Annotated in this window: 19 protein-coding genes; 17 read left to right on the top strand and 2 right to left on the bottom strand. The window is 72.4% G+C overall.

What is annotated here, in order from left to right:
* Positions 1 to 4: 4 nt before the first annotated feature.
* Genes ACZ6I3_RS07850 through ACZ6I3_RS07790 form a run of 13 tightly spaced genes read left to right on the top strand, consistent with a single transcriptional unit; the run spans position 5 to position 14,332 of the window.
* The gene (locus ACZ6I3_RS07850; RefSeq protein WP_469412675.1) at positions 5 to 1,525 is read left to right on the top strand and encodes a right-handed parallel beta-helix repeat-containing protein; all 1,521 of its coding nucleotides are present in this window, start codon (positions 5 to 7) and stop codon (positions 1,523 to 1,525) included.
* Position 1,526: 1 nt separating this feature from the next.
* On the top strand, positions 1,527 to 2,786 hold the full coding sequence (locus tag ACZ6I3_RS07845) for an O-antigen ligase domain-containing protein (protein ID WP_469412673.1): 1,260 nt from the start codon (positions 1,527 to 1,529) through the stop codon (positions 2,784 to 2,786).
* A gap of 11 nt (positions 2,787 to 2,797) precedes the next feature.
* Positions 2,798 to 4,033, top strand: coding sequence for a glycosyltransferase (locus tag ACZ6I3_RS07840; RefSeq protein ID WP_469413117.1), 1,236 nt, complete (start codon positions 2,798 to 2,800; stop codon positions 4,031 to 4,033).
* Positions 4,034 to 5,269, top strand: a complete 1,236-nt coding sequence (locus ACZ6I3_RS07835; RefSeq protein ID WP_469412671.1) for a class I SAM-dependent methyltransferase — start codon at positions 4,034 to 4,036, stop codon at positions 5,267 to 5,269.
* A complete protein-coding gene (locus ACZ6I3_RS07830; RefSeq protein ID WP_469412670.1) occupies positions 5,266 to 6,060 on the top strand; it encodes a glycosyltransferase family protein in 795 nt (264 codons plus the stop codon). The genes ACZ6I3_RS07835 and ACZ6I3_RS07830 overlap by 4 nt, the downstream gene beginning before the upstream one ends.
* Positions 6,057 to 6,704, top strand: a complete 648-nt coding sequence (locus tag ACZ6I3_RS07825) for a PIG-L deacetylase family protein (RefSeq protein WP_469412668.1) — start codon at positions 6,057 to 6,059, stop codon at positions 6,702 to 6,704. Before ACZ6I3_RS07830 ends, ACZ6I3_RS07825 begins: the two co-directional genes overlap by 4 nt.
* A gap of 3 nt (positions 6,705 to 6,707) precedes the next feature.
* Positions 6,708 to 7,733 (top strand): NAD-dependent epimerase/dehydratase family protein, encoded by a 1,026-nt coding sequence (locus tag ACZ6I3_RS07820; RefSeq protein ID WP_469412666.1) that lies wholly within the window; start codon positions 6,708 to 6,710, stop codon positions 7,731 to 7,733.
* A complete protein-coding gene (locus ACZ6I3_RS07815; protein WP_469412664.1) occupies positions 7,730 to 9,004 on the top strand; it encodes a DUF4910 domain-containing protein in 1,275 nt (424 codons plus the stop codon). The genes ACZ6I3_RS07820 and ACZ6I3_RS07815 overlap by 4 nt, the downstream gene beginning before the upstream one ends.
* A gap of 5 nt (positions 9,005 to 9,009) precedes the next feature.
* Positions 9,010 to 10,311 (top strand): hypothetical protein, encoded by a 1,302-nt coding sequence (locus tag ACZ6I3_RS07810; protein ID WP_469412662.1) that lies wholly within the window; start codon positions 9,010 to 9,012, stop codon positions 10,309 to 10,311.
* Positions 10,308 to 11,255, top strand: a complete 948-nt coding sequence (locus ACZ6I3_RS07805) for a glycosyltransferase family 2 protein (protein ID WP_469412661.1) — start codon at positions 10,308 to 10,310, stop codon at positions 11,253 to 11,255. Before ACZ6I3_RS07810 ends, ACZ6I3_RS07805 begins: the two co-directional genes overlap by 4 nt.
* Positions 11,252 to 12,451 (top strand): polysaccharide pyruvyl transferase family protein, encoded by a 1,200-nt coding sequence (locus tag ACZ6I3_RS07800; RefSeq protein ID WP_469412660.1) that lies wholly within the window; start codon positions 11,252 to 11,254, stop codon positions 12,449 to 12,451. Before ACZ6I3_RS07805 ends, ACZ6I3_RS07800 begins: the two co-directional genes overlap by 4 nt.
* Entirely contained in the window at positions 12,448 to 12,999 is a 552-nt protein-coding gene (gene rfbC / locus ACZ6I3_RS07795; RefSeq protein WP_469412658.1) for a dTDP-4-dehydrorhamnose 3,5-epimerase, read from the top strand. The genes ACZ6I3_RS07800 and rfbC overlap by 4 nt, the downstream gene beginning before the upstream one ends.
* Before the next feature lie 7 nt (positions 13,000 to 13,006).
* Entirely contained in the window at positions 13,007 to 14,332 is a 1,326-nt protein-coding gene (locus ACZ6I3_RS07790; RefSeq protein ID WP_469412656.1) for a glutamate-1-semialdehyde 2,1-aminomutase, read from the top strand.
* A 12-nt stretch (positions 14,333 to 14,344) separates the two neighbouring features.
* Here the strand turns inward: ACZ6I3_RS07790 and ACZ6I3_RS07785 are convergent, their stop codons facing one another.
* Positions 14,345 to 15,007: a phosphatase PAP2 family protein gene (locus tag ACZ6I3_RS07785; RefSeq protein WP_469412655.1), complete on the bottom strand. Its 663-nt coding sequence runs from the start codon at positions 15,005 to 15,007 to the stop codon at positions 14,345 to 14,347.
* A gap of 159 nt (positions 15,008 to 15,166) precedes the next feature.
* Between ACZ6I3_RS07785 and ACZ6I3_RS07780 the strand changes: the two genes are divergently transcribed.
* Positions 15,167 to 15,592, top strand: a complete 426-nt coding sequence (locus ACZ6I3_RS07780; RefSeq protein ID WP_469412654.1) for a GNAT family N-acetyltransferase — start codon at positions 15,167 to 15,169, stop codon at positions 15,590 to 15,592.
* On the opposite strand, the gene ACZ6I3_RS07775 is transcribed toward ACZ6I3_RS07780, so the two are convergent.
* A complete protein-coding gene (locus ACZ6I3_RS07775; RefSeq protein WP_469413115.1) occupies positions 15,589 to 16,146 on the bottom strand; it encodes a TetR/AcrR family transcriptional regulator in 558 nt (185 codons plus the stop codon). The genes ACZ6I3_RS07780 and ACZ6I3_RS07775 overlap by 4 nt on opposite strands.
* A 176-nt stretch (positions 16,147 to 16,322) precedes the next feature.
* On the opposite strand from ACZ6I3_RS07775, the gene ACZ6I3_RS07770 reads away from it, so the two are divergent.
* The 3 genes from ACZ6I3_RS07770 (at position 16,323) to ACZ6I3_RS07760 (ending at position 19,711) form a co-directional block, all read left to right on the top strand.
* Entirely contained in the window at positions 16,323 to 17,204 is an 882-nt protein-coding gene (locus tag ACZ6I3_RS07770) for an MBL fold metallo-hydrolase (RefSeq protein ID WP_469412652.1), read from the top strand.
* A 156-nt stretch (positions 17,205 to 17,360) separates the two neighbouring features.
* Positions 17,361 to 18,701 carry a hemolysin family protein gene (locus tag ACZ6I3_RS07765; RefSeq protein WP_469412650.1) on the top strand — a complete coding sequence of 447 codons (1,341 nt, stop codon included), beginning with the start codon at positions 17,361 to 17,363 and terminating at the stop codon, positions 18,699 to 18,701.
* Positions 18,698 to 19,711 carry a hemolysin family protein gene (locus tag ACZ6I3_RS07760; protein ID WP_469412649.1) on the top strand — a complete coding sequence of 338 codons (1,014 nt, stop codon included), beginning with the start codon at positions 18,698 to 18,700 and terminating at the stop codon, positions 19,709 to 19,711. Before ACZ6I3_RS07765 ends, ACZ6I3_RS07760 begins: the two co-directional genes overlap by 4 nt.
* Positions 19,712 to 19,724: the final 13 nt, after the last annotated feature.

Genomic DNA, 19,724 nt, shown 5'->3' with positions numbered 1-19,724 from the left:
GCGCGTGGGGATCAAGTGGCGGCACCATGCGTTGGCGGCGGCACCGCTGGCGCTGGCTCTGCTGGCGGCGACCGGCTGTGAGAGCACGCCGGGCGCGCGGCCGAAGCCGACCGCCGCGCCGTCCACGTCCGTGGCCCGGGTGTGCGCCGAGCCCGCGGCCGGGCCGGCGAAGGCACCGGCGGGCGCGGTGACGGTCGACCCCGGGGTGGCCGGTGACCTGGCCGCGAAGACCAGGAGCAGCCCTCCGCACACCACGTTCTGGCTCCGGCCGGGCCGGCACAGGCTCGAACCGGAACGCTATGCCCAGGTCCTCCCCAAGCAGGGGAACACCTACCTCGGCGCGCCGGGCGCTGTGCTCGACGGCCGCAGGACCAACCAGTACGCCTTCGGCGGCACCGCTCGCGACGTCACCGTCCGCCACCTGACCGTGCAGGGTTTCGTCGCGCCGCACAACGAGGGCGTGGTCAACCATGACTCGGCCGACGGGTGGGTGATCGAGCACGCGACGATCCAGAACAACTCCGGCGCCGGGCTGATGGCCGGTGCCCGTCAGCGGGTCCGCGCCAGCTGCCTGCGTGGCAACGGTCAGTACGGCATGAACGCGTACAAGGCCACCGGCCGGATCAGCGGCCTGGTGGTCGAGGGCAACGAGATCGTGGGCAACAACACCGACGACTGGGAGCGGCGGCGGCAGGGCTGCGGCTGCACCGGAGGCGTCAAGTTCTGGGCCGTCGACGGCGCCGACGTACGCGGCAACTGGGTGCACGACAACCGCGGCGCCGGGCTGTGGGCGGACACCAACAACAACGACTTCCGCATCGAGGGCAACGTGCTCGAGGCCAACGACGGTGCCGCGCTGATCTACGAGACCAGCTACAACGCGGTCATCCGGAAGAACACGATCCGGCGGAACAACCGGGTCGAGGGCCGCCGGTACGCCGACCGCGGGGACAACTTCCCGTTCGCGACCGTCTACCTGTCCGAATCCGGGGGCGAACCTCGGATCCGAGCCCGCACGGACAAGATCGAGATCTATCGGAACGTGCTGGAGAACAACTGGTCCGGGATCACCCTGTGGGAGAACGCCGACCGGTTCTGCAACAGCCCGGCCAACACCTCTTCCGGTGACTGCACGTTGCTGGTGAAGGACACCGACCGCTGCGCGCGTCCGGCGATCGCCACCGCCCCGCTCTACGCGGACTGCCGGTGGAAGACCCAGCGGGTGGACATCCACCACAACCGCTTCGTGCTGGACCCGTCCGTCGTCGAGTGCACGGTGACGTGCGACCGCATGGCGGTGCTGGCCAACTACGGCACCTATCCGGACTGGTCGCCCTACCAGGGCGAGCGGGTGGCCGAGGCGATCACCCGGGAGCAGCACAACCGCTGGCACGACAACGTCTATCTCGGACCGTGGAAGTTCGTCGCCCACGACCCGAGCCGGGTGCTCGACTTCGTGCAGTGGCAGGGCACGCCGTACCGGCAGGACGCGGGCAGCACCTTCGGCGCACGGGACGGTGGTTGAGATGAGCGATGAAAGCACAGACCACACAGACCGCACAGACCACACGTCGAAGATCGTCGGTACGGCCTGGGGGCTGCTGATCCTCAACACGCTCGGCTCCGCCGGGGCGAAGACCATCGTCCCGCTGCCCCGCTCCCTCATCCAGATGGTCACCATGGGCGCGCTGGTCGCCGCGTTCGCGCTGGCGCTCGCCGTCAATCTCCGGCTGCGCGTCCGGGCCAGTGCCTTCGTGTTCCTGCTCACGCTGCTGCTGGTGCCGAGCGTGATCTCCAGCGCGGACCTGGAGTCCGGGTTCGGAGCGCTGTTCCGCTGCGCCCGGCTGGCCCTCTTCGTCGGCACGCTGTGGCTGCTCAGCCGCTGGTGGGACGGCGGCCTGACGTTCGTACGGCACCACATCCGGATGTATTTCGTGGTCCTCGGGTCAGTGGCCGCCGGCCTGGTCATCTCACCGGGCGCCGCCCTGCCCGAGCTCTACGGCGGGCGGCTGGTCGGCGCGTTGTGGCCGCTCACCCCGCCGCAGATCGGACAGTACGCCGCGGTGATCATCGGGCTCACCGTGCTGCTCGTCCTGAGCCGCCGGACCGACCGGCGCAGCGCGGTGGTGGTCGTCGTGCCGGCGTTCGTCCTGCTCGCGCTGACCCATACCCGGACGGCCACGCTCGGCCTGTTCATCGGGCTGGCGCTGGCGATCGGATCGCTCGTCCTGACCAGTGCCGCCGCCCGCCGGTTCTTCGCCTGGGCGGTGCTGTGCGCGGCCGTGGCCGCGGTGGGGTTCGGCTCCCTGCTGCAGGCGTGGTTCCTGCGCGGCCAGAGCCAGGAGAACTTCACCAGCCTCACCGGCCGGGCCAAGGTCTGGGACGCCCTGCTGGCGGCGCCCCGGTCGACCTCGGAGTACCTGCTGGGCGCGGGCCTGGGCGACAAGTCGTTCGGCGGGCTGCCGATCGACAACAGCTGGCTGGCCGTCTACCACGAGCAGGGTCTGACCGGCGTCGCCCTGGTGGCGGCGATCATCATCGTGCTGGGCGGCGTCGCGTTGCTGCGGCCACCGTCGCTGTCGAGGGCCTGCGCGATCTTCCTGATCAGCTACTGCGCGATCGCGTCGTACACCGAGGCCGGGCTGGGCGACGCCTCGCCGTATCTGCTGCATCTGGCCGTGGCCGCCTCGCTGCTGGCGGCCCCCGCCGAGGCCGCTCCCCTCGCGACACCGGACGTCCCTCGACGACACATCCCGCGCTGGGCCCAGAGATCGGAGGTGAGCTGACCATGCATGGCATTCACGTCCTGGTAGTGCACAACCGCTACGCCTCGGCGCAGCCGAGCGGGGAGAACAAGGTCGTCGACCAGGAGGTGGCGCTGCTGCGCGAGGCCGGCCACCGGGTCGGGCTGTTCGAGCGGCGCAGCGACGACATCGCCGCCCGGTCCCTGCTGGGCAAGGCCGCGCTGCCGCTCCTCGTGCCGTGGAACCCGGCGGTCCGCACGGAACTCGCCGCCCGGCTGCGCACCGAGCGGCCGGACGTGGTGCACGTCCACAACGTCTTCCCGCTCCTGTCCCCCGCCGTGCTGGCCGCCTGCGCCGACGCCGGCGTGCCCGCCGTCGCCACCCTGCACAACTACACCCAGGTCTGCCCGCCCGGCACGCTGCAGCGGGACGGCCGGCCGTGCGCCGAGTGCGTCGGGTCGACGTCGCTGCCCGCCGTCCGGCACGGCTGCTACCGGAACTCCCGGCTGGCGACGGTGCCGCTCGCGGTCAGTCTGTCGGTCAACCGGCGGCGGTGGTGGTCCGGCGTGGAGCGGTTCTTCTGCATCTCCGCGGCGCAGCGCGACGTCCTGGTGCGGGCCGGCATGCCGGCCGAGCGGCTGGCGGTGAAGCACAATTTCGTGCCCGACCCGGGCGCCGTCCGAGCGGGCCCCGGCGAGCATCTGCTCTACCTCGGCCGGCTCGCGGAGGCCAAGGGCGTGCGGCTGCTCATGGCCGCGTGGGACGAGATCGCCGCGGGCGGCGGTGTGGACGTGCCGCTCGTGATCGCCGGCACGGGACCGCTGGAGCGTGAGGTGACGGACTGGGCGGCGGGCCGGGACGACGTGCGCTACGTCGGCCTGCTGGACCCGGCCGAGTGCCGGCAGGCCGTCGCGCGGTCGGTCGCCGTGGTGGCTCCCTCGACATGGCTGGAGGCGTTCGGCCTGGTGGTCGTGGAGGCGATGGCGGCCGGGGTCCCGACCGTCGCCGCCGGTCACGGCGCCTTCGTCGAACTCGTCGAGGACGGGGTGACCGGGCTGCTGCACCGGCCGGGCGACACGGCCTCGCTCGCGTCCCGCATACGCCGGATCGCGGCCGAGCCGGCTCTGGGCCGGGAGATGGGCCAGGCGGCCCGGCGCCGTTACGAGCAGGGCTTCAGCCCGGCCGTCGGCCTGGAGCGCCTGGTGGAGGGGTACCGCACCGCGATCGCGGGGCGGTCGGAATCGATCGGGGACCGAGTCAATGGGGACCGAATCAATGGGGGGCAGTAAATGACGCGATGCAGACTCTGCGGCTCGGCGGCGCTGGCCGGCGTCGTCGATCTGGGGGCGACCCCGCCGTGCGAGAGCTTTCTCGCCGCGGACCAGCTGGACCTGCCGGAGCCCGCGTACCCGCTGCACCTGCGGGTCTGCACCGACTGCTGGCTGGCGCAGATCCCTCCGCTGATCACGCCGGAGGAGACGTTCAAGGAGTACGCGTACTTCTCCTCCTACTCCACCTCATGGGTGGAGCACGCGCGCACCTTCGTCGCCGACGCCGTTCAGCGGCTGGACCTGGGCCCCGACGCCTTCGTGGTCGAGGTCGCGAGCAACGACGGGTACCTGCTGAGGCATGTGGTGGACCGGGGGATCCGCTGCCTGGGCATCGAGCCGTCGGTGAACGTCGGCGCGGCGGCACGGGACGCGGGTGTGCCCACGCTCACCGAGTTCCTGGACCCGGACACCGGCTCGGCCGTCCGCGCCGAGCACGGCCCGGCGAACCTGGTCGTGGCCAACAACGTGTACGCGCACATCCCCGACGTCGTCGGATTCACTCAGGGGCTGCGCGCCCTGGTCGCCGACGACGGCTGGGTCTCCATCGAGGTGCAGCACCTGCTGACCCTGATCGAGGAGAACCAGTACGACACGATCTACCACGAGCACTTCCAGTACTACACGGTCGCCGCCGCGACCCGGGCCCTGGCGAGCGGCGGACTCACGCTCGTGGACGTCGAGTTGCTGCCCACGCACGGCGGCTCCATCCGGCTGTGGGCCCGGCCGGCCGAGGTGGCCGGCGAGCCGACCCGGCAGGTGGCCGACGTGCTGGCCCGGGAGACGGCGGCCGGGCTGCGGGAGCTGTCCGGGTACACCGAGTTCTCCGCCCGGGTGGCCAAGGTGCGCCGGGACCTGCTGCGGTTCCTCATCGAAGCGGCCGAGCGCGGCGAGACGGTCGTCGGCTACGGCGCCCCGGGCAAGGGCAACACCCTGCTCAACCACTGCGGCATCCGGCCCGACCTGCTCGCGTACACGGTCGACCGCAACCCGTACAAGCACGGCAGGTTCACCCCGGGCACCCGCATCCCGATCCTGCCGCCCGAGCGGATAGCCGCCGACAAGCCGGACTACGTGCTCGTCCTCCCGTGGAACCTGCGGGACGAGCTGGTCGAGCAGCTGTCGTTCGTGCACGAGTGGGGCGGCCGCCTGGTCTTCCCCATCCCGGAACTGAGCATTGTCGAGGTCAAGGCATGAAGGTCGTTCTGTTCTGCGGCGGTTACGGGATGCGGATGCGCAGCGGTGCCGCGGACGACGTGCCCAAGCCCATGGCGATGGTCGGCCCGCGACCGCTGATCTGGCACGTCATGCGCTATTACGCGCACTTCGGGCACAAGGAGTTCATCCTGTGCCTCGGGTACGGGGCCCATCACATCAAGGACTTCTTCCTCAACTACGAGGAGACCACCTCCAACGACTTCGTGCTGCGGGACGGGCGGACGGAGCTGCTGTCCACCGACATCGCGGACTGGACGATCACGTTCGCGCAGACCGGCATCGAGTCGCCGATCGGGGAGCGGCTGCGCCGGGTGCGGCACCACCTGGACGGCGACGAGATGTTCCTCGCCAACTACGCCGACGTGCTCACCGACGCCCCGCTGCCGGAGATGATCGACCGGTTCGCCCGGCGTGACGCGGGTGCGTCGATGATGGTGGTGCCGCCGCAGTCCTCGTTCCACTGCGTGGACCTGGGCGAGGACGGCCTGGTGGGGGGCATCACCGCGGTGAGCGACATGCCGCTGTGGGAGAACGGCGGTTACTTCGTGCTCCGCCAGGAGGTCTTCGACCACATCCCGGAGAACGGGGACCTGGTCGCCGACGGCTGCGCCCAGCTTGCCAAGCAGGGGCGGCTGGTGGCGCACCGGCACCGCGGTTTCTGGAAGCCGACCGACACCGTGAAGGAGCGGGCCGCGCTCGACGAGGCGTACGCCCGGGGCGACCGGCCGTGGGCCGTGTGGGAGCGGGACACCGTCGGAGCGCGGGCGTGATCCGGCTCGGGGCCGGGTCCCTGGACCGGATCGTCGCGGTGGGCGCGCACTGCGACGACATCGCCATCGGCACCGGCGGCACGCTGCTGACGCTGTGCCGCGCGCGGCCGGGTATCCGTGTCGACGCGCTGGTGCTCTCGGGCGGTGGCGGCGAGCGGGAGCAGGAGGAGCGGGCCGCGCTCGCCGCCTTCTGCCCGGGTGCCGACCTGCGGCTGACCGTGCTCAAGCTGCCGGACGGCCGGCTGCCCGCGCACTGGGAGGAGGCCAAGACCGCCGTCGAGGAACTGCGCGAGCGGACCGAGCCGGATCTGATCCTCGCACCGCGCACCGATGACGCGCACCAGGACCACCGCGGCCTGGCGCAACTGCTGCCCACGGCATTCCGCGACCACCTCGTGCTCGGCTACGAGATCGTCAAGTGGGACGGCGATCTCGGCCGTCCCACGGCGTACCAGCCGCTGTCCCCGGAGACCGCCGAACGGAAGGTGCGGCTGCTGCAGGAGCACTACCCCTCGCAGCGGCACCGGCCCTGGTACGACCGGGAGGCCTTCCTCGGTCTCGCACGGATCCGCGGCATCGAATGCCACGAGCGCTACGCCGAGGCGTTCGCCGTCACCAAACTCACTCTCGACCTGGGGGAATGAACCTTGCGCGTACTGCTGACCGGACATCAGGGCTACCTGGGCACCGTGATGGCCCCGGTGCTCACCGCCGCCGGACACGAGGTCGTCGGTCTTGACGCCGGCCTGTTCGCCGACTGTGTCCTCGGCCCGACGCCCGCGGACCCGTCCGGGCACCGGGTGGACCTGCGCGACGTGACGGCCGAACACGTGGCCGGCGTGGACGCCGTGATCCACCTCGCCGCGTTGTCCAACGACCCGCTGGGATCGCTGGCGCCGGAGCTCACCTACGACATCAACCACCACGCGTCCGTGCGGCTGGCCCGGCTGGCCCGCGACGCCGGGGTGCAGCGGTTCCTGTACGCGTCGACCTGCTCGGTCTACGGTGCCGCCGGCGGCGCCGACCTGGTGGGCGAGGACGCCCCGCTGCGCCCGGTGACGCCGTACGCGGAGTCCAAGGTGAGGGTGGAGGACGACCTGCACGCGCTGGCCGACGGCGACTTCAGCCCGGTGTTCATGCGCAACGCCACCGCCTTCGGCTACTCGCCCCGGCTGCGCGCCGACATCGTGCTGAACAACCTGGTGGGCCACGCGCTGCTGTCCGGCGAGGTGCTGGTGCTCTCCGACGGCACGCCCTGGCGCCCCCTGGTGCACGCCGCCGACATCGCACGGGCCTTCACGGCCGCGCTGGTCGCGCCGCGCGAAGCGGTGCACGACCGGGCGTTCAACATCGGCAGCGAGACCAACAACGTCACGGTCGCCGAGATCGCCGAGCAGGTCGCCGAGGCGGTGTCCGGCGCGAAGGTGGTGATCACCGGGGAGAACGGTGCCGACCCGCGGTCGTACCGCGTGGACTTCTCCCGGTTCCGCGCCGCGATCCCCGGCTTCGACTGCGAGTGGACGGTGAAGCGGGGCGCGCTCGAACTCGCCGACGCCTACCGCGAACACGGCCTCACCCAGGAGGACTTCGAGCGGCGCTTCACCCGGCTCGCCGTGCTGCGCGCCGCGTCCGACGCCGGCTCCGTCGACGACACCCTGCGGTGGCGCCGATGACCGCTGTCGGCGAGGAGATGCACGCCCTGGTGGAGCGGCTGTACCCGCTGTGCCGGAGCATCACCGGCGACGGGGTGCGCGCCACCTTGGACATCGTCGGCGAGTACGTCCCGCTGCGGGTGCACGAGGTGCCGACCGGGACTCAGGTGCTCGACTGGACGGTGCCGCAGGAGTGGAACATCCGGGACGCGTACATCGCCGACGCCTCCGGCAACCGGGTCGTCGACTTCGCCGCGTCCAGTCTGCACGTGCTCGGCTACAGCGTTCCGGTGTCGCGGACCATGCCCCTGTCCGAGTTGCGCGCGCACCTGCACACCCTGCCCGACCACCCGGGTTGGGTGCCGTACCGCACCAGCTACTACAAGCCGGAATGGGGGTTCTGCCTGTCCCAGGACACCTTGGACGCGCTGCCGGACGGCGACTACGAGGTGCGGATCGACTCCACCCTCGCGGACGGCCACCTCACCTACGCCGAGCACGTGGTGCCCGGGCAGGTGGCGGACGAGGTGATCGTCTCCTGCCATGTCTGCCACCCCTCGCTGGCCAACGACAACCTGGCCGGTATCGCGGTGGCGACGTATCTGGCCCGGGCGCTGGCGGAGCGGAAGCCGTACTACACCTACAGGTTCATCTTCGCGCCCGGCACCATCGGGGCGATCACCTGGCTGGCCCGCAACGCGGAGCGGATCGAGCGGGTCAAGCACGGGCTGGTGCTGGCCTGCGCCGGCGACTCGGGCCGACTGACGTACAAACAGAGCAGACGCGGCGACGCGGAGATCGACCGGGTGATGCGGCACGTCCTCGCATCCTCCGAACGCCCGCACCACGTCACCGAGTTCACCCCGTACGGCTACGACGAGCGGCAGTACTGCTCGCCCGGGTTCGATCTCGGCGTGGGCTCCCTCAGCCGGACCCCGTACGCCGGATACCCCGAGTACCACACCTCGGCGGACAACCCGGACTTCGTCTCCCCGGAGGCGATGGCGGACACGCTCGCCGTCTGCCGCGAGGCGTTCGCCGTGCTGGACCGCAACCGGCGGTACGTCAACCTCAGCCCCTACGGCGAACCACAGCTGGGCCGACGCGGGTTGTACGACTCGCTCGGCGGCCGCAGCGACGCGAAGCAGGCCCAGATGGCCATGCTCTGGGTGCTCAGCCTCTCCGACGGCGAGCACGGTCTGCTGGACGTCGCCGAGCGGTCCGGGCTGCCGTTCGACACCGTCGCCGCCGCTGCCGACGCCCTGCACGGCGCCGACCTGATCAAGGCGTGACGCCGATGACCACCGAGGAGGAGAGTCCCCGGACAGCGCCGGCGGCACCCGCCGGATCCGCGCGGCGGGCCTTCGTCGGCCGGCTGTCCTGGGGACTGGCCGACCAGGCGGCCTCCAGCATCAGCAACTTCGCGGTGGGCATCTACGTGGCGCGCTCACTGGGGGTGACCGCGTTCGGCGTGTTCAGCCTCGCCTGGGTGACGTACGGCGTGGTGCTCAACGTCTCCCGCGGCCTCGCCACCGACCCGCTCGTGGTGCGCTTCAGCGGTGTGCCGGACGCGTCCTGGCGCGGGGCGGTGGCGCGATCCTCGGGAACCGCGCTCGCCGTCGGTGCCGCCATCGGTGCGGTGTGTCTGGCGGTCGGCCTCGCTCTCGGCGGCAGCGTGGGGCCCGCGTTCGCGTGTCTCGGCGTCATGCTGCCGGGGCTGCTGCTCCAAGACGCCTGGCGGTACGCGTTCTTCGCCGCGGGCGCCGGGCGGAAGGCGTTCGTCAACGACCTCGTGTGGGGCGTCGCGCTCGTCCCCGCCATGGTCGTGGCGGCCCGCGTGGGCAGCGTCGCCGCCTTCGTGCTCGCCTGGGGCGCGTCCGCCACGGTGGCCGCCGGGTACGGATACCTCCAGTCCGGCATCCTGCCCCGGGTGACGCGGGCCCGCGCGTGGCTCCGCGAGCAACGCGACCTCGGCTACCGGTACCTGGTCGAGAACGTCAGCCTCAGCGGCGCGAGCCAGCTGCGCGCGTACGGGCTCGGCGCGATCGTCGGCGTCGGCGCGGTGGGCGCGGTCCGGGGCGCCGAGCTGCTGCTCGGCCCGTTCCTCGCCGTGCTGATGGGCCTCTCGCTGGTCACCGTGTCGGAGGCGGCACGGGTGCTGCGACGGGCCCCCCACCGACTCGGCGGGTTCTGCCTCCTGCTGGGGGGCGGGCAGGCCGCCGCCGCGCTGCTCTGGGGCGGGGCGCTGCTCCTGATGCCGGACCGGCTGGGCGCGTTCGTGCTCGGCGACGTCTGGCACTCCGCCGCGCAGCTCATCGTGCCGGTCACCCTGGGCGTCGCGGGCGCCGGCCTCGGCACCGGCGCGGCGGCCGGGCTGCGTGCGCTCGCCGCGGCCCGGCGCAGCCTGCGCTGCCAGCTGTTCGCCTCCGCCTGCTACGTCGCCGGCGGGCTCGGCGGCGCGCTCCTGGGCGGCACGATCGGCTCGGCCTGGGGCGTCGCCGCCGCGACCGCCTGCGCGTCGGCCGTGTGGTGGCTGCAACTGCGGTCCGCCCTCGGCGAGCACCAGCACCATCCCATCCCGGAAGTGAGGACGTCATGACCGCCCATCCCCGGCTGAGCATCGGCCTGCCCGTGTACAACGGCGAGCGGTATCTCGCCGAATCGCTCGACGCCCTGCTCGGCCAGACCTACGAGGACTTCGAGCTGGTCGTCTCCGACAACGCCTCGACCGACGGGACCGAGGAGATCTGCCGCAAGTACGCCGCGCGGGACTCACGCATCCGCTACCTCCGGCTGCGCCGGAACATCGGTGCCGCGCCGAACCACAACTACGTGTTCACCGAGTGCCGCGGCGAACTGTTCAAGTGGGCCTCGCACGACGACCTCTATGCCCGGGACCTGCTGCGGCGTTGCGTGGAGGCGCTGGACGCGCGGCCGGACGTGGTCCTCGCGCACTCCGACCAGGCGGTCGTCGACGGCGAGGGGCAGGTGAAGGTCCCGTACGAGTACGGGCTCGCCACCGCCTCCCCGCACGCGCCGGAGCGCTTCCGCAGCTTCCTGTTCGAGCCCGGCGGCGACGACTTCTACGGGGTGATGCGCGCCGACATGCTGCGCCGGGTGAAGCCGCATGACAGCTACCACCACGCGGACCGCACGTTCGTCGCCCAGCTCGTCCTGCAAGGCCCCTTCCACCAGGTGCCGGAACTCCTGTACTTCCGCCGCGACCACCCCACCCGCGCCGAGCGGGCCAACCCCTCCAAGCGCTCCCGGTGCGTCAACCTGGACCCGCGCCGGGCGGGCGCGCTGCACCCGACGCCCCGGCTGCTGGCCGAGTACGTCTGGGGCTTCGCCTCGGCGATTCAGCGGGCGCCGCTCTCCGCGGCCGACCGGCGCGCCTGCTACCGCCACCTGGCCGCGTGGATGACCAGCCGGGTGCGGCCGGGCGCCGGCGAGCGGGTCGAGGACCGCGCCCCGGTCGACCCGGCCGGGCTCACCGTCTCCGTGGACGACCTCGTCGCGGGACGCGAGGGGCGGCGGGCATGAGAACTCCCGTACGCGTCGGGGTGTTCGGCCTGCTCGGCTCCGGCAACCTCGGCAACGACGGGTCGCTGGAAGCCGTACTCGGGTACCTCCGCGCCGAGCACCCGAAGGCGGTCGTGGAGGCGCTCTGCGGCGGCCCCGAGGTCGTCGCGGCCCGGTACGGGATCCCCGCGACGCGGCTGCACTGGTACCGCGGGGAGTACCGGACCGCGTCCCGTGCGGGCGCGATCGCGGGGAAGGGGCTGGGCAAGCTCGTCGACGTGGTCCGCACCGCCGCCTGGGTACGCCGGCACGACGTGGTGATCGTGCCGGGCATGGGCGTCCTGGAGGCCACGCTGCCGCTGCGGCCCTGGGGCTTCCCGTACTCCCTGTTCCTGCTGTGCGCGACCGGCAGGCTGTTCGGCACCCGGGTCGCGCTGGTCGGCGTGGGCGCCGCCCCGATCGGCAATCGTCCGACCCGGGCCCTGGTGGGCTGGTCGGCGCGGCTGGCCGCGTACCGGTCGTACCGGGACGCCCCGTCCCGCGACGCGATACGGGAGATGGGCGTGCGCACCGCGCGCGACGAGGTCTGCCCGGACCTCGCCTTCGCCCTGCCGACGCCACCGGCGAGCGGGCCGTCGGGCCCGCCGGGCCTGGTCTGCGTCGGCGTCATGGACTTCCACGGCGGCGACGACGACCGCGCACGGGCCGAGGAGATCCACCGGCGCTACCTCGACGGGACGACCCGCTTCGTCCGCGCGCTGGTCGAGGACGGCAGGCCGGTCCGGCTGCTCACCGGCGACGCGTGCGACGCGCCGGTGGTCACCGCGATCCTCGACGCGGTGGACTCACCGCTGGTCACCGCCGCGGAGTCGGCCTCGCTGGCCGACCTGATGAAGGAGACGGCGGCCGCCGACACCGTGGTGGCGACCCGGTACCACAACCTGATCTGCGCGCTGAAGGCCGGCACGCCGACGCTCGCACTCAGCTACGCGGCGAAGAGCGACGCGCTCATGGACCGGATGGGCCTCGCCGCGTACTGCCACCCGGCCCGCGAGGTCGACGCCGACCGGCTGCTCGAACAGTTCCGGGAGTTGGAGAAGCGCTCGTCGGAGCTGCGACGGACCTTGGCGGAGCGGAACCAAGTAGCCGCGCGGCAACTCGCGGACCAGTTCACCGCCCTGACGACAGCCCTGTTCCCAGCGAAGGAGACTCCATGAAGGCGACCGAAGTCCTGGAGGTGGCGGGGGCGTACCTGTTCGAGCCGACCCCGTACGCCGACGAACGCGGCTTCTTCTGCCGCACCTTCGACGCCGACGTGATCCGCTCGGTGGGCCTCGACCCGGACGCCTTCATCCAGGACAGCGTGTCCCGCTCGGTCCGGGGCGTGCTGCGCGGCCTGCACCTGCGCTCCGGCAAGGGCGAGGCCAAGCTGGTGCGGTGCTCGTACGGGAGGATCTTCGACGTCGTCGTGGACCTGCGGCCGGACTCGCCGACCTACCGCGACGTGGCCTCCTTCGAGCTGTCCGGCGACACGCAGGTGACCCTGTACATCCCGGCGGGATGCGCGCACGGCTTCCAGGCGCTGACCGAGACCGCCGACACCTCGTACCGGATCGACCGCCCGCACGATCCCGCCGAGGACGTGACGATCGCCTTCGACGACCCGGAACTCGCGATCCGCTGGCCGCTGCCGGCCACATCGATGTCCCAGCGGGACCGGGAGGCGCCGAGCCTCGCCGAGGTCCTGAAGCAGAGAGAGAGCTGAAGTCAGCGTGGACACTGAGGAGTTCTTCCTGCCCCGGTCGAGGGCGGCGAACGAGCGGCTGCACGCCATGGTCCCCGGGGGCGCGCACACCTACGCCAAGGGCGACGACCAGTACCCCGAGGACCTGGCCCCGGTCATCAGCCACGGCCGCGGTGCCCATGTGTGGGACGTCGACGGCAACCGCTACATCGAGTACGGGTCAGGGCTGCGGTCGGTCAGCCTCGGCCACGCCCACCCGCGCGTGACCGAGGCGGTGCGGCGGGAGATCGACCGCGGCGGCAACTTCGTCCGGCCGTCCATCGTGGAGGTCGAGGCCGCCGAACGCTTCCTGGCCACGGTGCCGACCGCCGAGATGGTGAAGTTCGCGAAGAACGGCTCCGACGCCACCACCGCCGCGGTGCGCCTCGCCCGCGCCGCCACGGGGCGCCCACGGGTGGCCCTCTGCGCCGACCATCCGTTCTTCTCCGTCGACGACTGGTTCATCGGCACCACACCGATGTCCGCCGGCATTCCGACGGCGACCACCGACCTCACCGTGGCGTTCCCGTACGGCGACCTGGCCGCCACCGAGGAGCTGCTCACCCGGTACCAGGACGAGGTCGCCTGCCTGATCCTCGAACCCGCCACCCACACCGAGCCGCCGCCCGGCTACCTCGCAGGCCTGCGCGAACTGGCCGACCGGCACGGCTGTGTACTGATCTTCGACGAGATGATCACCGGCCTGCGCTGGTCCGAGGCGGGCGCCCAGGGCCTCTACGGCGTCGTCCCCGACCTCTCCACGTTCGGCAAGGCGCTGGGCAACGGGTTCGCCGTCTCCGCGCTGGCCGGGCGCCGCGAGCTGATGGAGCGGGGCGGGCTGCGGCACTCCGGCGACCGGGTGTTCCTGCTGTCCACCACGCACGGCGCGGAGACGCACTCCCTGGCCGCCGCGATGGCCGTGCAGACCACCTACGTCGAGGAGGGCGTCACCGCGCGGCTGCACGCCCTCGGCGAGCGATTGGCCGCCGGTGTCCGCGACGCCGCGGCCGGTATGGGTGTCGGCGACCACGTCGTCGTCCGGGGCCGGGCCAGCAACCTGGTCTTCGCCACCCTGGACGAGAACCGGCAGCCGTCGCAGGGGTACCGCACCCTGTTCCTGCGCCGGCTCCTCGCGGGCGGGGTGCTGGCCCCCTCGTTCGTGGTGAGCAGCGCGCTCACCGACGCCGACATCGACCACACCGTCGACGTGGTGGCCCAGGCGTGTGCGGTGTACCGGAAGGCACTGGACGCCGCCGACCCCACACCCTGGCTCGGCGGGCGACCGGTGAAGCCGGTGTTCCGTCGCATGGCGTGACCTGATGTGACGTCAGCGGCGCTGCTGCCGACCGGCGTCGGCCGTCCGGTCGACCAGCCAGGCGGTCGCCGGTACCACCGCCAGCGCGGTGCACCAGCCGCCGAGGACGTCGGTCGGGTAGTGCGCGCCGAGGGCGACCTGCGCCCAGCCCATGGCGGCGCCGGCGACGAACGCCGTCCAGAGCACGAGCACCGTGCCGGCCGTCCTGCCGAGGCCGAGCCGGCCGGTCGCGAGGAGCGCCGCCACGAGGGCGAGCGCCGTGAGGAAGGCGGTGTGCCCGCTCGGGTAGGACAGGTTGTCGGCGCCGTGGATGGTACGTCCCACCAGGGGCTTGAGCAGCTTCGTCGTCCCCACGGTCAGGCCGGCGCCGGCGACGACGAGCACCGCCGCCCGGGGCTGTCGCAGGAGCAGGCAGCCCGTCACGGTGGCCACGGCCAGCGCCGCCGCTCCCACGGGCTCCCCCAGGAAGTCCGTGGCCAGCGCGAGGGACCGCCACGGCGGCCCGGCACCGTCCGCCGTCGGCTGGATCCACCCGTCCACCGTGCCGGGCTCGGTGTGTCCGGCGTACAGGACCCCGAGCGCGACGACCACCAGCGCGGCGAGGGCCGCGATCGGCCCGAGCCACCCGCGCAGCGGTGGGGGCAGTACCGCGGGCGCCGACCGGTGGGCAGCCATGACCGCTGGGCGCCAACTCCCCACGAACGAGCCCCCCGTCGTGTCCGACCCGGCCCGCGCGGGCGCCGTCGGTCTCCGGTGGCCACCCTAACCAACCGGCGGTGTCCGGGTACTGAAACCCGATCGCCGGACAGGCCGGTGTTCTGCTTGGCTCGCCCCATGAGCGATCTTCACATCCGTTGCGCGACCCTCTCGGACATCGACACCGTGCTGCGGTTCTGGCGCGAGGCCGCGGAGGGAACCAGCATCAGCGACGACCACGACGGAGTGGCCCGCCTCATCACCCGGGACCCCGAGGCCCTGCTGCTCGCCGAGCGCGACGGCCTCCTCACCGGCACCGTCATAGCCGGCTTCGACGGATGGCGCTGCTCCGCCTACCGGCTCGCCGTACACCCCGGCCACCGCCGGCAGGGCATCGCCACCGCCCTCCTCGAAGCCGTCGAAGAACGCTTCGCGGCCCTGGGCGGACGACGTGTCGACGCCATGGTCCTGGAAGCCAACGAACAGGCCCACCACACCTGGGCCGCGGCCGGCTACCACCGCGAGGACCACTGGCGGCGCTGGGTCAAGCCCCTCGTCGGCTAGGGAGTGTCCCGGGCCGCCGCGAGAACCCCGGCCACGAGCCGCCGGGCGTAGGCGGCGTCGAGGCCGTCGGGCCGGAAGAGGATGCGGTACATCATGGGCGCGACGACCTGGTCGATCACCGTCTCGACGTCGGGTGTCCGCTCCCCGCGCCCGGCCGCCCGGGTGAGGACGAGGCCGATCTGCTCGGCGGCGTAGGCCGAGCACTGGCCGGCGTTGCCTCCGTCCGGGTCGCCGAGCAGGGCGTCGCGGATGTAGGCGCGGCCGACGGGCGAGGCCATCTCGTCGAGGAACTGTTCGACCCAGGCCGTCAGGTCGGCCGGCAGGGCGCCGTGGTCGCCGGGCGTGGTGTCGGGCCGCAGCCGCTCGACCGCCACGTCCGACAGCAGCACCTGGAGGTCGCCCCAGCGGCGGTAGATCGTCGACGGCGTCACGCCCGCGCGCTGGGCGACCAGCGGCACCGTCAGGGCGTCCCGGCCCAGCTCCGAGGCGAGTTCGCGCACGGCGGCGTGCACCGATGCCTGGACCCGTGCGCTGCGGCCGCCGGGGCGCACCATCTGTCTGCTCACGGAACCCACCTTAAAGCGAACTCTTTGCGTCTGGGGTGACGGAGAGCGACTCCCCTGAGCCACAAAAGCTATCTGTTTGCGTTAGTGGACTGCAGGACCTACGGTCGACTTAACGCAAACAGATTGCTTTAAGCTTTCGCCGTGTGATCCGCAAGGAGAGACCGATGGCCACCTGGACCGTGGGGGACGTCACCGTCCACCGCATCGACGAGACACCCCTGCCGTCCGCCACCGGACCGTGGCTGCTCCCCGACGCCACACCGGACGTCGTCGCGGGGCAGGACTGGCTGCGCCCCCACTTCGCGGACGGGCGGGGCGTCCCGCATCTCGACAGCCACAGCTTCGCGTTCACCGTCGGCGGGCTGCGCGTCCTGGTGGACACCGGCATCGGCAACGGCAAGCAGCGGGCCAATCCCGCCTGGCACGACCTCGACACCGACTACCTGCGGCGCCTCACCGCGGCAGGGTTTCCCCCGGACTCGGTGGACCTGGTGATCCTCACCCATCTACACGCCGACCACGTCGGCTGGAACACCCGGCGGGTGAACGGCGCGTGGGTGCCCACCTTCCCGCACGCCCGCTACCTGACCTCCCGCGCCGAACGGGAGTTCTGGGCCGGGTACGCCATGGACGAGGCGCGCGCGCAGATGTTCCGCGACTCCGTGCTCCCCGTGGAGGAAGCGGGGCGCCTCGACCTCGTCGACGTCCCCGCCGAGGGCGTCGAAATCGCCCCGGGCCTGCGCCTGATCCCGACCCCGGGGCACACCCCCGGCCACCTCGCCGTCGAACTGGCCAGTCACGGACGGACGGCACTGATCACCGGCGACTGCGTCCACCACCCCGTCCAGCTCGCCCACCCCGGCATCGGCGCCTGCGTGGACATCGACCCCGGACAGTCCGAGGCCACGCGGCGCGGGCTGCTCGACTCGCTGGCCGGTACGGACACGCTTCTCCTGGGCACCCACTTCCCGCCGCCGACCGCCGGTAACGTCGTCGCCCACGAGGGCGCCTACCGGCTCGCACCGGTCCCCGCCGACTCGCCCTGAGTGCCCCGACAAATGGACTTTGCCCATCCTTTACCCTTGGATGGCCACTCGGTTCTGCATGAAAGGTTGTGAGCGTCCGCCCATGGACGTGCCTCCCCGTGCGCGACACCGCGCGTTCCGCCCCGTCCTGGAGAACCATGGAACGGGGGTGAACCGATGACCGAAGTGCTCCTCCTTCTGGCGGCGATCCTGCTCTCGCTCGCCTGCGGCGCCTTCGTGGCGGCCGAGTTCTCCCTCACCACGGTCGAGCGCGCCGAGCTGGAGCGGGCGGTGGAGCGCGGCGAGCGGGGCGCGCAGGGCGCGCTGAAGGCCGTACGGAGCCTGACGTTCCAGCTGTCCGGGGCGCAGCTCGGCATCACCGTCACGAACCTGGTCGTCGGCATGCTCGCCGAGCCGTCGATCGCCGCGCTGATCGCCGGGCCGCTGGAGGACGCCGGTGTCTCGCGGTCGGCGTCCCACACCCTCGCGCTGGTGCTCGGCACGGCCGCGTCGACGGTGTTCCTGATGGTGGTCGGCGAGCTGGTCCCGAAGAACTGGGCGATCTCCTCGCCGCTGGCCGTCGCCAAGACCGTGGGCAACGCCCAGCGCTGGTTCAGCGCCGCGTTCCGGCCCTTCATCACCCACCTCAACAACACGGCGAACCGGGTCGTGCGCCGGATCGGCGTGGAGCCCGCCGAGGAGCTGGCCTCGGCGCGCGGGCCGCAGGAGCTGGCGGCGCTGGCCCGTCACTCGGCCAAGGAGGGCGCGCTGGAGGCCGACACCGCCGAGCTGTTCGTGCGGACGCTGAACCTCGCCGACCTGACCGCCGAGAACGTGATGACGCCCCGGGTGCAGGTCGTCGCCCTGGAGGTGCAGGCGACCCTGGAGGACGTGGCGAACGCGACCCGGGCGACCGGCCTGTCCCGGTTCCCCGTCTTCCGCGGCACCCTCGACTCCGTCGTCGGAACCGCGCACGTCAAGGACGTACTGGCGGTACCGGCCGAGCGCCGGACCCGGATCTACGTCTCCGAGCTGATGCGCGAACCACTGCTGGTGCCGGAGACACTCACCGTCGACCGGCTCCTGGACCGGCTCTCCGGCAAGCGCACGATGGCCGTCGTGATCGACGAGTACGGCGGCACGGCGGGCGTGGCCACCCTGGAGGACATCGTCGAGGAGGTCGTCGGCGAGGTGCGCGACGAGCACGACCCGCACGAGCTGCCCGATCTCGCCGCGGCCGGCACGGACGAGGCCGGCCGCGCCCTGTACTCGGCCGACGGCTCCGCGCGCGTCGACCACCTGGAGCGGGTCGGGCTGCGTGCGCCGGAGGGCCCGTACGAGACGCTCGCCGGTCTGGTGGCGACGGTGCTGGGCCGGATACCCGCCGTCGGTGACACCCTCGAGGTCGCCGGCTGGCGGATGGAGGTCCTGGACGCGGCGGGCCGCCGGGCGGCGCGCGTCCGGCTGCGGGCGCCCCTCGACGACGAGAAGCCCGACGAGAAGGGAGCGGAGCTGTGACCGCGGTACAACTGCTGATCGGCCTGGCGACGCTCGTCGTCAACGCCTTCTTCGTCGGCGCGGAGTTCGCGCTGATCTCGGTGCGCCGCAGCCAGATCGAGCCCTACGCCGACCGGGGCGACCGGCGCGCCAAGAGCGTGCTGTGGGGCCTGGAGCACGTGTCGGCGCTGATGGCGGCCGCGCAGCTCGGCATCACGCTGTGCACCCTGGTGCTGGGTGTGGTGGCCGAACCGGCGATCGCGCACCTGCTGGAGCCGGTGTTCCACGCGGTGGGCGTGCCCGAGGGCGCGGGGCACGCGGTGTCCTTCGTGATCGCGCTGTCCCTGGCCACGTATCTGCACATGCTGCTGGGCGAGATGGTGCCGAAGAACATCGCGCTCGCCGAGCCGGTGCGCAGCGCGCTGGCGCTCGGCCCGCCCCTGGTGGCGCTGTCCCGGGCGCTGCGTCCGGTGATCTTCACGATCAACGCCTTCGCCAACACGCTGCTGAGGCTGCTGCGCGTGGAGGCCAGGGAAGAGGTCGCCGCCTCCTACTCGGACGCCCAGATAGCGCAGATCGTGAAGGACTCCAGCGAGGCCGGCCTCATCGACGACCGCGCCCAGGAGCGGCTGCACGACGCGCTGGAACTGGGCCGCCGCCCGGTGCGTGACGTGGTGCTGCCGCTGGAGAGCGTGGTCTACGCGAGCGTGGGCATCACTCCGGACGAGCTCGAGCAGCTGACGGCGGAGTCCGGGTTCTCCCGCTTCCCGGTGGTGGACGAGGGGCGGCGGATCGTCGGCTATCTGCATGTGAAGGACGCCCTGGACGCCCTGGGGCGCGAGGTGCCGTTCCGGCTGCGGGACATGCGGCCCATCGCGCGCGTGCGGGAGCACACACCGCTGGACGACGTCCTCACCGCGATGCGGGGCAGCCGTACGCACCTCGCGGCGGTCCTCGGGGAGGACGGACGGCTGTCCGGTCTCGTGACCATGGAGGACGTACTGCGGGAGCTGTTCGGCCAGCGGACGTGAGCGGGGCCACCCT

The organism is Streptomyces sp. NPDC041940, from assembly GCF_055589465.1.
Note: the sequence above shows the minus strand (reverse complement) of the source record. Positions and strands in the feature narration are given on the sequence as shown.

Excerpts from the sequence above, each read along its gene's own strand:
- ACZ6I3_RS07780 (WP_469412654.1), top strand. The coding sequence starts at position 15,167 with ATGAGCGATCTTCACATCCGTTGCGCGACCCTCTCGGACATCGACACC.
- ACZ6I3_RS07765 (WP_469412650.1), top strand. The coding sequence starts at position 17,361 with ATGACCGAAGTGCTCCTCCTTCTGGCGGCGATCCTGCTCTCGCTCGCC.
- ACZ6I3_RS07845 (WP_469412673.1), top strand. The coding sequence starts at position 1,527 with ATGAGCGATGAAAGCACAGACCACACAGACCGCACAGACCACACGTCG.
- ACZ6I3_RS07815 (WP_469412664.1), top strand. The coding sequence starts at position 7,730 with ATGACCGCTGTCGGCGAGGAGATGCACGCCCTGGTGGAGCGGCTGTAC.
- ACZ6I3_RS07770 (WP_469412652.1), top strand. The coding sequence starts at position 16,323 with ATGGCCACCTGGACCGTGGGGGACGTCACCGTCCACCGCATCGACGAG.
- ACZ6I3_RS07810 (WP_469412662.1), top strand. The coding sequence starts at position 9,010 with ATGACCACCGAGGAGGAGAGTCCCCGGACAGCGCCGGCGGCACCCGCC.
- ACZ6I3_RS07835 (WP_469412671.1), top strand. The coding sequence starts at position 4,034 with ATGACGCGATGCAGACTCTGCGGCTCGGCGGCGCTGGCCGGCGTCGTC.
- ACZ6I3_RS07830 (WP_469412670.1), top strand. The coding sequence starts at position 5,266 with ATGAAGGTCGTTCTGTTCTGCGGCGGTTACGGGATGCGGATGCGCAGC.
- ACZ6I3_RS07800 (WP_469412660.1), top strand. The coding sequence starts at position 11,252 with ATGAGAACTCCCGTACGCGTCGGGGTGTTCGGCCTGCTCGGCTCCGGC.
- ACZ6I3_RS07775 (WP_469413115.1), bottom strand. The coding sequence starts at position 16,146 with ATGGTGCGCCCCGGCGGCCGCAGCGCACGGGTCCAGGCATCGGTGCAC.
- ACZ6I3_RS07785 (WP_469412655.1), bottom strand. The coding sequence starts at position 15,007 with ATGGCTGCCCACCGGTCGGCGCCCGCGGTACTGCCCCCACCGCTGCGC.
- ACZ6I3_RS07805 (WP_469412661.1), top strand. The coding sequence starts at position 10,308 with ATGACCGCCCATCCCCGGCTGAGCATCGGCCTGCCCGTGTACAACGGC.
- rfbC (WP_469412658.1), top strand. The coding sequence starts at position 12,448 with ATGAAGGCGACCGAAGTCCTGGAGGTGGCGGGGGCGTACCTGTTCGAG.